Origin of the sequence: Helicobacter sp. NHP19-012 (genome assembly GCF_019703325.1) — a bacterium.
In the GTDB taxonomy this organism is placed as follows: Bacteria; Campylobacterota; Campylobacteria; order Campylobacterales; family Helicobacteraceae; genus Helicobacter; species Helicobacter gastrofelis.
Window position 1 is genome coordinate 97,351 of sequence record NZ_AP024819.1, and the last position, 11,938, is coordinate 109,288.

The 11,938-nt window shown below is 47.0% G+C and carries 14 protein-coding genes; 5 read left to right on the top strand and 9 right to left on the bottom strand.

The genetic code is table 11. The features are described 5' to 3' along the window. Positions 1-45: 45 nt before the first annotated feature. From K6J74_RS00445 to sppA, 3 genes are all read right to left on the bottom strand, one after another. A complete protein-coding gene (locus tag K6J74_RS00445) occupies positions 46-1,413 on the bottom strand; it encodes an amino acid permease (RefSeq protein WP_221272529.1) in 1,368 nt (455 codons plus the stop codon). A gap of 170 nt (positions 1,414-1,583) precedes the next feature. Beyond that, positions 1,584-2,021, bottom strand: a complete 438-nt coding sequence (locus tag K6J74_RS00450) for a CopD family copper resistance protein (protein WP_221271995.1) — start codon at positions 2,019-2,021, stop codon at positions 1,584-1,586. Between the two features lie 48 nt (positions 2,022-2,069). Continuing rightward, on the bottom strand, positions 2,070-2,930 hold the full coding sequence (gene sppA / locus K6J74_RS00455; protein ID WP_221272530.1) for a signal peptide peptidase SppA: 861 nt from the start codon (positions 2,928-2,930) through the stop codon (positions 2,070-2,072). A gap of 81 nt (positions 2,931-3,011) precedes the next feature. Here sppA and K6J74_RS00460 point away from each other — a divergent pair, with 81 nt between their 5' ends. The 3 genes from K6J74_RS00460 to K6J74_RS00470 all read left to right on the top strand — a co-directional run bounded on the left by K6J74_RS00460 (position 3,012) and on the right by K6J74_RS00470 (position 6,030). Further along, positions 3,012-3,209 carry a hypothetical protein gene (locus K6J74_RS00460; RefSeq protein ID WP_221271996.1) on the top strand — a complete coding sequence of 66 codons (198 nt, stop codon included), beginning with the start codon at positions 3,012-3,014 and terminating at the stop codon, positions 3,207-3,209. A 23-nt stretch (positions 3,210-3,232) separates the two neighbouring features. Beyond that, the gene (locus K6J74_RS00465; protein ID WP_221271997.1) at positions 3,233-4,579 is read left to right on the top strand and encodes an MFS transporter; all 1,347 of its coding nucleotides are present in this window, start codon (positions 3,233-3,235) and stop codon (positions 4,577-4,579) included. Positions 4,580-4,644: 65 nt separating this feature from the next. Next, complete coding sequence (locus K6J74_RS00470) at positions 4,645-6,030, top strand: COG3014 family protein (protein ID WP_221271998.1); 1,386 nt, start codon at positions 4,645-4,647, stop codon at positions 6,028-6,030. A gap of 17 nt (positions 6,031-6,047) precedes the next feature. Here K6J74_RS00470 and K6J74_RS00475 read toward each other — a convergent pair whose 3' ends face one another. The 6 genes from K6J74_RS00475 to K6J74_RS00500 all read right to left on the bottom strand — a co-directional run bounded on the left by K6J74_RS00475 (position 6,048) and on the right by K6J74_RS00500 (position 10,860). Further along, entirely contained in the window at positions 6,048-6,722 is a 675-nt protein-coding gene (locus tag K6J74_RS00475) for an RsmE family RNA methyltransferase (protein WP_221272531.1), read from the bottom strand. Beyond that, positions 6,722-7,117, bottom strand: coding sequence for a hypothetical protein (locus K6J74_RS00480; RefSeq protein WP_221271999.1), 396 nt, complete (start codon positions 7,115-7,117; stop codon positions 6,722-6,724). The genes K6J74_RS00475 and K6J74_RS00480 overlap by 1 nt, the downstream gene beginning before the upstream one ends. Then, positions 7,114-8,070 carry a catalase family peroxidase gene (locus K6J74_RS00485; RefSeq protein ID WP_260321610.1) on the bottom strand — a complete coding sequence of 319 codons (957 nt, stop codon included), beginning with the start codon at positions 8,068-8,070 and terminating at the stop codon, positions 7,114-7,116. Before K6J74_RS00485 ends, K6J74_RS00480 begins: the two co-directional genes overlap by 4 nt. An 11-nt stretch (positions 8,071-8,081) precedes the next feature. Continuing rightward, positions 8,082-8,828 carry an outer membrane protein gene (locus K6J74_RS00490; protein ID WP_221272001.1) on the bottom strand — a complete coding sequence of 249 codons (747 nt, stop codon included), beginning with the start codon at positions 8,826-8,828 and terminating at the stop codon, positions 8,082-8,084. An 82-nt stretch (positions 8,829-8,910) separates the two neighbouring features. Continuing rightward, the gene (locus tag K6J74_RS00495) at positions 8,911-10,092 is read right to left on the bottom strand and encodes a TerC/Alx family metal homeostasis membrane protein (protein WP_221272002.1); all 1,182 of its coding nucleotides are present in this window, start codon (positions 10,090-10,092) and stop codon (positions 8,911-8,913) included. Beyond that, positions 10,093-10,860: a PP-loop family protein gene (locus K6J74_RS00500; RefSeq protein WP_221272003.1), complete on the bottom strand. Its 768-nt coding sequence runs from the start codon at positions 10,858-10,860 to the stop codon at positions 10,093-10,095. A gap of 188 nt (positions 10,861-11,048) precedes the next feature. Between K6J74_RS00500 and K6J74_RS00505 the strand changes: the two genes are divergently transcribed. Together K6J74_RS00505 and K6J74_RS00510 are read left to right on the top strand one after the other, a co-directional pair. After that, a complete protein-coding gene (locus tag K6J74_RS00505; protein ID WP_221272004.1) occupies positions 11,049-11,441 on the top strand; it encodes an NAD(P)H-quinone oxidoreductase subunit 3 in 393 nt (130 codons plus the stop codon). Next, positions 11,423-11,932 (top strand): NuoB/complex I 20 kDa subunit family protein, encoded by a 510-nt coding sequence (locus K6J74_RS00510; protein WP_221272005.1) that lies wholly within the window; start codon positions 11,423-11,425, stop codon positions 11,930-11,932. The genes K6J74_RS00505 and K6J74_RS00510 overlap by 19 nt, the downstream gene beginning before the upstream one ends. The last annotated feature ends 6 nt before the right edge of the window (positions 11,933-11,938 follow it).

Genomic DNA, 11,938 nt, shown 5'->3' on the forward strand with positions numbered 1-11,938 from the left:
GTCCTTTAAAAATAAGTATTTCTATTTAGTATAACCAAACTTTGTTTAAGCCTGCCCCCATCTATCCTTAGTCAGGTAGTAGCCCAAATAGCATAAAAGGGTGTAGCCAATGGTTAAATACGCCCCAATGCGCTGGTCTGGGTCCATATACGCCCCCACGACCCCCACAAGCGACCCACTAATGCCAATGAATTGGATCAAAGGCAAAAAGGGGGCGCGGTAAGGCAAGTCGTCTAAGGATTTGCCCGAAGCCACAAACTGCTTTCTAAAATTATACTGCGCCACGCTCACGCTGATCCACACAATGATCACGCTAAAACTGATGATGTTAATTAAAGATTCGATGATCTTTTCAGGGGCATAGGCTTGGGTGAGCATGCCAAGAAGCGTAAAGCCCATAGACAAATACATCGCGTAAACGGGGGTACCTTGTTTATTGAGTTTGGCAAAAATGGGGGGAAACATCTTTTTTTGTGCCAAACCATAAACCATGCGGCTAGAGGCATAGACCCCCGAATTAGCGGTGGATAAAATCGCCGTGATGATCACAAAATTCATCACATCGGCAGTGTAAGGAATCCCCGTGCCAAAAAAGGGCAAAGGGATACGCTCTAGGGTGCTGACAAAGGGGCTTTTGGCGATGCTCGAGTCGGTCATAGGCAAAAAAACAGAGATCACGATCACCGAACCTAAAAAGAAAAATACAATGCGCCACAAAGTCGCCTTGATGGCTTTAGGCATCGCCACACTCGGGTTTTTTGCTTCCCCTGCTGCCACGCCCACGATCTCTGTGCCCGTGTAGGCAAAGATCACGGCTAAAATCACCCCAAAGACCCCAGAAAGCCCCTTGGGGAAAAACCCCGCCTCTAATCCTAGGTTTGGGTTAGCTTTAGTGATGTAAAAATGATCCCATACATGGCTAAAGCCGTGCAGATAACTTTGGTAAACAATCCCCACCACCCCTAAGATAATGAAAATAAAGACGGCTAAAACTTTAATGGACGCTAAGAAAAACTCCCCCTCAGCAAAGACCCGCACCGAAAAGGCATTGAGTAAAAAAATCAGCACAATACAGCCCATGACAAAGTAATACACGGGCACATGGGGAAACCATCTTTGCATGAGAAGCCCCACGGCGATGTATTCCACCGCCACCGTGATGACCCAACCCACCCAATACATCCAAAAGACCATATACCCCGTAGCCGGTCCGATGAAACGGCTGGCATAATCGCCAAAGCTCCCGGTTGTGGGATAGACACTAGCCAACTCGCCCAAAGACAGAATAATGGAATAAACAATCACCCCGCCCACCATGTAGGCGATCAATGTCCCTAAAGGTCCAGCATTGGCGATATTGCCCCCCGTGCCGACAAATAGCCCTGTGCCGATTGTTCCGCCTAAGGCAATCATCAATAATTGCCGCACTTTAATGCCCCGTTCTAAATGCTCGCTTTCCACAAACTTCCTTTCAGCCCCCCTCTTCAAAACGCCGCCCACGCCGTTTTAAAACCGCCTTAAGAAAGAAAGCCACACACTCAAGTTTAAATAATGGGGGGGTAGAGCCGTGTAAAGAGGGCACATCAGACATACCACATGAGTTTAGCGCACACAATGATGAGAGCGCCTAGAATTAACACGGCTGGGTGGATGATGTTTCCAATGGGGTTTTTTTTGTTTAAAAATTTACAAGTTAAAGCGATCCCCACCATTGCAAAAATCCCACATGCAAAGCAAATTTTTAACATGAGAACTTTTTGAAAGGGGGTTTCAAAGTAACCCTTATCCCCCCCGATGTATTGGCTCACCATCATCCCCCCCGTGATCAAAAGCAACAACACACAAATGGGCATGATTTTAACCGCCCTCTGACCGATCCCCTGCTCCGCTTTGTTAGCAACCTCTTCCCCGTAAAGCTTTTTAACATTGGGCAAAATCACCACATCAAAGAACAAATAACCGATGAAAATCACCGCACAAAACAAGTGGACAATGAGGACATAAGGGTAAATCGCAGCCATGAGTAACCTTTAATCTAAATCAAAACTCCCATTATAGCCTAAGTTTGGCTAATGAAGCCCCACGCCCAAATACCGCCCCAAAACTTGCGTGCTCGATTGTAAGAATTTATCCAAGAGCCTTTCAAAGCGGTCTTTTTGCAGCCAAATGGGGGTTTTGACATGGCTTAAATCTTGCAAGGCTTGAATGGCTTGATTATAAGTGCCTATGTGGTCAATAAGGTGCAAATCCAGGGCTTCTTTGGCGTTAAAAATCTTGCCCTCGGCAAACTCGGGGGCGTTTTTGGAGTCTAACTTACGCGCTTTAGCCACATCGCTCACAAACATTTGATACTCTTGCGTGAGAAGTTTGTCTAAATATTGCTTCTCTTTGTCCGTCCAAGCGCGCGTGAAAGTACCGACCTCTTTATACGCCCCCTTAGCCAGCCCTTGAGATTTGATGCCTAATTTATCCATGAGGGCTTGGATATTCACCCCGCTAAAGATCACCCCAATAGAGCCCACCAGCGCGCCCCGATTGGCATAAATCGCATTGGCCGCCATGCCCGCATAGTAGCTCCCACTTGCCATCACCCCCTGCACATACGCCACCACCGGCAGTTTTTGCCTAAGCTCAGCGATCATGTCGTTTAGCTCCACACTCGCGCTAATGCTCCCCCCCGGCGAGTCTATCAACAACAGCACGCCCTTAACGCTAGGATTTGCCAGCACTTGTTGCACCTGCGCCCTTAAACTCTCGCTTTCAAAAATAGGTCCGTAGAGATAGATTTTAGCTAGATTGGGTGGGGAGGTCTGTGTGCCAGTCCTGCTTGCCAGCACGAACAGCACGATTAAAAGCAACACAATCGCTTTAAAATAACGGGTGATAAAATCTAGGGGGGTGGTGAAAACCTTTGCCAACTTGGCGCACATGAAAAACTCCAAAAAGAGGATAAGTCCTTATTATACTACCTTAAATGAAAATGTGTTATAAGGCTAGCAAAAAGAAACACCATGGCTTGCAGGTTTTGCCCCAAGGTTAGGCGGGGCGATTTGTTATTTATTGTAGTTGCAGGTTTGGCTTTTTATGGGGTCTATAGCTACCAAATGCGCCAAGTGCAAAAAGAGCAAGATTTTAAAAAATTGCAAGAAGCTTGCGTGTTACACCACGACAAAAAAGCATGCCAAGGAGTTTTAAAGCCCAAAAGCTAGACTAGCGGGCAAAAAGGTCGTTTATGTTGCAAAAAATTCTCCCCCTCGTGTTTGTGTCCTCTTTGCGTTTTTTAGGGCTATTCATCGTCTTGCCCGTGATCTCTTTGTATGCGGTGGGTTTCAAGGCTTCGGCGGCGATGATGGGCTTGGCGGTGGGGGGGGCGTATCTCACCCAAATTTTATGCCAAACCCCCATTGGGATTTTAAGCGACAAATACAGCCGTAAAAAGGTCGTGCTGTGGTGCTTGGGGGTTTTCACCATAGGTTCTTTTCTTTGCTTTATGGCGCACAATATCCAAATGCTCGTGGTGGGGCGTTTGATCCAGGGCATGGGCGCAATGGGTGGAGTGCTAAGCGCGATGATCGCCGACCTTGTGGAGGAGGAAAAGCGCACGCATGCGATGGCGATGATGGGGGCGGGGATTTTCTTTAGCTTCACAGCGGCAATGGTGATAGGACCTAGCATTGGCATGCACTTTGGGGTGCAGTGGCTCTTTATGCTAACCGCCCTTTTGAGCCTAGCCTCCATGCTCTTAATGGCGTTTAAAGTCCCAGAACCCCCCAAGATCGTCTATACCCTCAAAGAAAAACCCCGCTTGCAAGACGCTTTAAAAAACAAGGATATTTTCATCATCAACTCTTGTTCTTTCTTTGAAAAGTGCTTGATGACTTTGATTTTTGTTCTAATCCCCCTAGCTCTCGTGCATGAGTTTAAAATGGATAAAAGCGTGCTTTGGAAAATCTACACAGCGGGGGCGTTCTTAGGCATGGTGAGCATGGCACCTGCGGCGATCATCGCCGAGAAGTTCCACAAGGCTAAGGGTGTGCTGTTAAGTGGGGTGTTTTTATTTTTAATCGCCTATGCTTGTTTAGCCTATGCTGATAGGCATTTAAATTCGCCCACGACTTGGCTTTTCATCGCAGGGATCATGTGCTTTTTTGCCGGCTTTGGCACGCTTGAGCCCATCATGCAATCACTGGCTAGCAAATTTGCCAAAGCGCACCAAAGGGGGCTGGTGCTTGGCATGTTTGTAACTTATGGCTATGTGGGCTCATTTGTGGGGGGGATGCTAGGGGGCATGGGTTATACATACCTTGGCGTAGAAAAAGTGGCAATCCTTGTAGTCGTGGTGTGTGTGTTGTGGCTAGGGCTTGTGAGCCTGCTTAGCAACCCTAGCCGTCAAAAAAATGTCTATTTTCCCCTAGATGCCTTCGATCGCAAAAAGTTTGGAGCCATTGAGGCACAAGTGGGGATTTTGGAGTGGTATATCAACGAGAGCCAAAACACAATCATCGTTAAATACGACGCCTTGCAAACCAACGAGGAAGAAATTATAGAACTCTCTGTGGCGTTTAGAAAGGCTACATAAACTTAGCGCTTTTTAAAGTTATTTACACTAGAATGGAGCCTTTAATTTTAAGAAAAAGAGGTTCTATGCGTAAGTTATATGGTGTTTGTAGCGTTGCTGTGGCAGGTTTGATTTTGGGGTGTGCGCACACAGCGAGTCGTGGGGAGTTGGATCGCTTCCAACAGGCTTACTATGCCAAAAACCACCAACAAGCCGACCAAGTGTCTAAAGCTGCCTTGAAAGAGGATAAAAAACAAAAAGACGCGCCTTTGTGGAACTTAGAAGATGGGGTCAATGCTTTTATGATGGGGCAGTATAAAGCTTCTTTAGACACCCTAGACAAGGCGAACAAAACCTTTGACACTAACTTTAAAAGCATGGAAAAAGGCATTGCTAAAGCCGGAGCAGCCACTTTGGGTTCAGCCATCAATGTGCCTTATGAAGGGCACATGTATGAGTGGACTCTCACCAACTACTACATGGCACTAGACTATGCGTTCTTAGGCAACAAACAAGACGCTAGAGTCGAGTTTAACCGCACCATTGACAGAGAACGCCGCATTAAAGAAGCCTACAAAAAACAAATCAAGAAAACCCAAGAGGAAATGGAAAAGGCAAAACAAAAAAATGGCGCAATGTTTAGTAAATTGACTGCAGGCACGGCTGGGTGGCAGAGCGAACTTGACAAAACCTTTTCAAACTTGGCGCAATTTAAAACCTACACCGGTTTCATTAACCCCTTAGTTGACTATGTAAGTGGGTTGTTCTTTGCTAGCACAGGCGATAGTAAGGGCATTGATGACTTAAAAGAAGCCTATGGGGTGAGCCAAAATAAAATTGTGGGCGAAGACCTTAAAAACTTCATGGACCACACCAAAGAAAAATTCACTTGGGTGATTGTGGAAGATGGCAAGCAACCCACTTTGGGAGAATTTAAAATGCCCTCCATTAACTTGGCGTTGCCTAAACTCAAAGACGGGCAAGCTTTCCACACAAACTTTAGCGTTGTAGTAGATGGCAAAAGCGAAAAAATGGGCGTGCTCTCTAACTTCAATGTTGTTGTGCAAAAAGAATTCCAAACAACCCTCCCCGTCATTAGAGGTCGTGCCATTAGCTCAGCAATCTTAAAAACAGCTGCGGGCAAAGGCATGGAAACAGCCGGACAATTTGTCCCCGGTGTGGGTGGTGCTGTCACGAGCGGTCTTGGGTCAGTGATGCGTAGTGTCAATAAAGCCAGCACTGCCGCTGACACAAGAGGTTCTAATGTATTTCCAAGCATGGTCTATTTGGGGCGCGTGGATAACAAAGCACATAAATTTAGCATCCAAATTGATAATTTGCATCAAGACTTCACCATCGCCCCTTGCAATGGTAAGCCCGCTGCTGCCGGACAAGTTTGCGGCGACACCAACAACATCATCTTTGTCCGCACTTTCCCCAACGATTTAAATGTGAAATCCCTCTCCCTCTAAGCCTTTTGAACTTAAGCCTATGGCTTAAGGGCTAGAGTGGCACTAAAAAGTGCTGCTCCCTCACTGGTAAAAACCAAGTGTGAAGGGCTAAGCACCTTTCTTTCTTTAAAAAGCTCCCTTTCTGTTTGGCTAAAGCCCCCCTCGGGACCGATGATGACCCCTTTTTGGGGCTCTAAACTTTGTGCGTGCCCGCCTAAATCTAAAACCCCCGCCTCTGGGTAAATCTCTAGCGCACTCTTTAAATCTGTTAACACTTCTAGGGGCATTAAGTCGCTGCGTCCACATTGCTCGCAAGAGGCGATCAAAATCCTTTCAAACCTTTCTAGCTTGGCTTTGTCTAGCCCCTCACTTCTTTGGCTAAACTGCGCCATAAAAAAGCTAATCTTTAGCACCCCCATTTGGTTTAAATAGGGCAGGACTTTTTCTATACTCTTGGTGCTGATGATCGCCCAAATTAAATGCGCACCTTGTGTGGGGCGCATAGGCTGGGCTTGTGCGCTCACGAGCTCTAGTTTTGCGCTGTGCTTTTGCACGCTTAGGGGTTTATAAAAATATAAATTGTCGTCTTTGAGATTACGCAAAGCGAGTTGTTCTGTAGCTAAAGTGCGGCGGCTGAGGTAAATGTGTGTGTAAGCCTTATCCTCTAGACTTAGAGTGGGTGCTCCGGCTAGTGGGTGGTAAATAAAGCGCATTAAAGGAACAACAAGAGGCACAAGAGCAAGTTTAGCCCATACAAACCCTTGCACCATTTAATGTAGGCAAGCATTAACGGCTCTTTTGTGCGCGCGATTTTAAGCTTACGCACCCTTAAAACCTCACCCCCACAGACTACACACAGCACAAGCCCCATAAACCCCACACGCCAAGAGAAGTTAAAGTGTTGCATTGCCAATAAAAACACCCCACTAAAAAAGGCCATTGCCCCCCACATAAACACCATGGGCATCATTAAATAAAGTTTTTTGTTTAAAGAGGCGTAGTTTTTAGCCAGCCACAAAAAGGCAAGATTCAAGACAAACAGCACGGGACCCAAAGCCATTAAAAAGACATGGAAACTAAGGGCGTTTTGCCACGCCAACCCCGTCATTGCCGCTTAGAAAAGGTGATGGAGTACACCTCGTTACGCAACTCAAAGAGCGGGTCTTTGGGCGGCTCAACCCCGCTAGGCAACATGCTTGGCATAAACACCTCCCCATTGCACCCATGCCCCTTGTAGGTTTGCACCCTCAGTTGCCCGACTTTGATCTCCTCGTGCTTGCCATGCCATAACTTGGTCGTGTCGTTGGTGGGATCGTTTTTATTGGCGAGCTCTAAAACCATGTTATAGACAATAGGGGCTTTGGCGACCCTATCTTTAAAGTCTCTTTCTAAAAAGTCGTTGCCGGTGCGTTTGAGCTCGGCGTGGGTTAAATCGTGCACCCCTGCCACAGGCACAAAACTAAAACGGGCGGGCAAGAAGCGTTGGGTCTGTTTGTCTTTGAAGTAAAAAGTATGCGTAGAGTAGTAGCGCGTGTGCGCCACGCTGTCTGTAACGCCCACGCCTTGCATATAGTGGGCGAAGTTTCTAAAACTTGCCACTTCTTGTGTTGTCCTCTTGATCTTTTCTTGATCCACATGCCCGTTTTTAGGGATGCGGATTTCTAGGTAACGCCCAAACTCTTCGGGGTTTTTAGCAAAGTTAATGGGGGCGTTTGTCATCACCATCACCCAATCATCTTTACCCATCCTTAAAGCCATGCCCCGCCCCTTAGATTTATCGCTGGCATGCAAATTACCCCCACTTAGCGAATAGCGCACTTCTGTGGGGATACTGGCTTTATCCAAAAGCGGAATATCTAGGCGTGCGCTGGCTTTTTCATCGGGGATAAACACGCCCAGCGCACAAAAGCCCTTGGTGTGGTTGATTTTCTTGTGTGGGTTTTTGGCATCGCCGTTGAGCTTGTAAAACAAGTCGGCGATCTTTTGGGCGTTGTAGATTTGCCCGGCATGGGCGCAAGAGAACAACACTAAAGGCAACAAAGCGCACCCAAGCCTATGCACCATTTTCCTTTTTAAAAGTTATAGACATAGTTGGCGTATAAATCAATCACCCGTCTAAAAGAATAGGTGAAGGTGGAGGTGTCGCCCTTGGTTTGTGTGTAATAGGGATCGTTAATAGCAGGGACTCTAAAGCCCACTTCAATGCCATTATGTGCCCCGAGGTTAGCCCGCATCCCAAAGTTAAACATCCACTGCACAAAGGTGGGAGAATAGACGACACTTGGGTTTCCAATGGCTTGTTGGAAGTAAAAATTGCTTGTGCTCACACAATTAACGCCATTCACTCGTGTCTGGCATACATCATTAGCCTTACCTGCCCCTAAAGCCCAGCTGCTCCCTCCAACTGCCATGCCCACAAAGACCCCAAACTCACTTCCCTTGTTGTGGTAGAAAGTCCAAAGCGCATCTATACCCACACCATAGAAGAAATTCCCCACGGGTCCCTGTGTGGGGTATTTATTCCCCGTTTTTTGTGAGAAACCTCCGCCTTGTAAATTGATGAGCCCATAGTAGCGCACACCCCAATGCCTTTTTTTGCCAAAGAATTGTTTGTAACCACCCACAAAGTCTACTCCACCTAGATTTCCAGACCAAGGACTTGAAGAAGTGCTGTTAGGGGTGCGTGTCGCGCTCGACCCCGCTGCGTGGGCGTAATCCACCCCCGCTTGCACATACCAACCATCTTTAGCTGCCTCTAAAGGCAAGCAACCCAAGAGAGCTCCAAAGCCCACCATTTGGCAAACCACTTTTTTAAACAAGCAAACTCCTTACTATGGAATAAGAACACTATTCTAGCAAAATTTAACCCTATCGGCTCTACTTTAACCCACTAAGTCCATTTTAGGGCTTATTTTGCCCTCCTTCAAGTCTGCTGACCCGATCTTCGAGCTCTTGCAGTTTGTGCTCGCAGTTGTTGAGCCTTGCGTTGATGAAGTCCGCCACTCCTTGTTTGGGTGCTTGGGTGCTTGGCTCTTCAAATTGATCGGGGCTATTTTGGGTGTTAGGGACACTTTCTTCTTTGCCCTTGAATAGGCTCAAGAGCACACCCGCTCCCAGCACGCCTAGCACGATGTAAAGGCTGATGGTGGGGCTAATGTCCACACCCACGCCAAAGAGCTGATCGGTGGCGGCTAAGATGAGTTTTAAGCTGATGAAGGCTAAAACCACAATCACGCTTTTTTCTAGGTAGATCAAATGCCCTTTGAGCACCTCAAGCACAAAATACAAACTTCTAAGCCCCAAAATGGCAAACATCATCGCACTATAAATAATCAAGGGCTCTTTACTCACGGCAATCACCGCCGGCACACTATCAAAGGCAAACATCACATCGCTAAGTTCAATCACCGCAAGGCATAAAAACAAAGGCGTGGCGATAATCTTAGCCTTGGCAAAGGCGCTTTGGTGGTGCAGCGCGCTTGCCTCCTGCCCCTTTAAATCTTGTTCTAAAGTGCTTAATTGCTCTTTTTTGATGAAAAAATCATGCCCGACTAGCTTAGGATAGACGGGGAAAAACTTATAAACAAGGCGGTAGGCTAGGTGTTTGGAGTAGTCCTCTTCGCCCTCGCTCTCCTCTTTATCTTGGTTTTTCACCATCACCACACAGCTATAGCCCACCAGCAAGCCAAAGATAATTTCTACATAGGCGGATAGGTGCATAAGACCACTGCCCACCAGCACAAAAATGAGCCTAAAGACGATCGCCCCGATGATGCCATAGTAAAGCACTCTATGGCGGTAAATCTCGGGTACTTTAAACCACGCAAAAATCGCCATCATCACAAAGAGATTATCCACAGACAAGGCTTTTTCTAACACATAGCCCGTTAAAAAGAGCGACATACTAACAGAGCCGTCATGCCAATACAAATAGGCAGCAAAGAGCAGGGCGGTGGCGACCCAAAAGAGCGACCACCCTATGGCACTTTTTAGCCCCATAGCCTTGTCTTGGCTGTGTGCCTTAAAGTCAATCAACAACGCCAAAGCCATGAAAAGCAAGAAAACGATTAAATCAAGCCCCATTTACGCCCCCTGTGCGTCCAAAAAGGCGTGATCGCTAAAGCTATTGGCGTGCAAGTTGCAAAAGGCGTTTTTGAGCGATGTAAAAAGACGAGGGTTGTTCTGCTCCATTTCTTTTAAAAAATTCTTAGTAGCAAGCCGTGCAATGGGGGGCTTGTCCGAGTCGGGTTGTTTAGCCGGGCAGTTGCAATCGGGGGCGGTGGGGATGTTTTGGGATTTGACAAAGTCGATGCTTTGGCGTTCTCTTATGTGGATTAAAGGGCGGATCACAAATAGCCCATTTTCTGCCTTATAAATGGGGGGCATGCTACGCAAACTGCCGTTGTAAGTGAAGTTCATGAAAAAACTCTCCACAGCATCGTCTAAATGGTGGGCGATGGCAAGTTTGTTAAAGCCATTCTCTAAGGCGTAATTATAAAGCACCCCACGGCGCATACGCGAGCAGAAACTGCAGTAAGAGCTTTGCTCCCGCCGTTTCTCTCTAATCGTTTGGGCGATGTTGGTGTGTAGGATTTCATGGGGGATGTTTTGTTCAGCACAGAGCTTAGTAAGCCACGCCAAATCTTCATTCAGCCCATAATGCACGGTGGTGGCTTTAAAACTGAAGTCAAAGGGGGCATGCGCTTGCATGCGTGCTAGAATGCAAGAGAGCAAAATCGAATCCTTGCCCCCACTAAGCCCCACAAGCACTTTATCGCCTTCGCTGATGAGATTGTAAGCGGCGTTTGTACGCCCCACGACATTTAAGATTTTTTTACTGATTGTGTACATTGGCTGTCCCTATCAATGGTTTGCACCGCAAAGTATGGGGCAAGAAAGGGGTATTATAGCACAAAACGACACACTTACCTCCATTTATCCTCTTGCCAAAAGTTAGGATTAATGAAAATATGCTTTAATAGTTGGGTTTAATAGTTGGGTTTAATGCTTTGGTTTATCTTAGTTTGTGGGAGATGACGATGGGCGTAGAAAATGTCGCCGAGCACCCCTACTTTGGGGCGTTTGTTTTACTAGTCTTTAGTTTTCTAGTCTTTAATTGGACTTTGCGGATACAAAGGTTCATCAGCCGCAAGTTGGCGCGCAAGCAAAACGAGAAGTTAAAACTTGCCGCCTATGAGTGCGGTCCGCTCGCTTTAAAGCAACAAAACCGCTTGAGCCACCAATTCTATGCGATGGCGGTGTTGTTCATCCTCTTTGATGTGGAGATTGTGTTTATGTTCCCTTGGGCTTTGGATTTTAAAGAATTGGGCTTTTTGGGCTTTTTTGAGATGGCAAGTTTTATTTTCTTGTTGGTGGTGGGCTTTGTTTATGCCCTAAAGAGAGGAGCGCTAGAATGGCACAGCATGCAGTGAGTTATTTAAAAAACGGGGGGCTACCCATTGCCTTGACAACGCTAGATAAGTTGTTGAATTGGGGGCGTAGCAACTCATTATGGCCTTTGACTTATGGGCTGGCGTGCTGTGCGATTGAGATGATGGCAACGGGGGGTTCGCGTTTTGACTTTGATCGCTTTGGCACGATCTTTAGGGCTTCGCCTAGACAATCGGATGTGATGATTATCGCTGGCACGCTTACCAAAAAGCACGCCGAATTTACAAGGCGGCTTTACGACCAAATGCCCGAGCCTAAATGGGTGATCTCTATGGGCTCTTGTGCCAACACGGGGGGGATGTTTAACACTTACGCCACCGTGCAGGGGGTGGATCGGGTGATCCCTGTGGATATTTACCTGCCCGGCTGTGCCCCCCGCCCTGAAACCCTGCAATACGCCTTAATGGTGCTGCAGGATAAAATCCGCCGCCAAAAGGCGTTGCCTGAAACCAACACGAAACGCTTAGTCTAAAGGCTT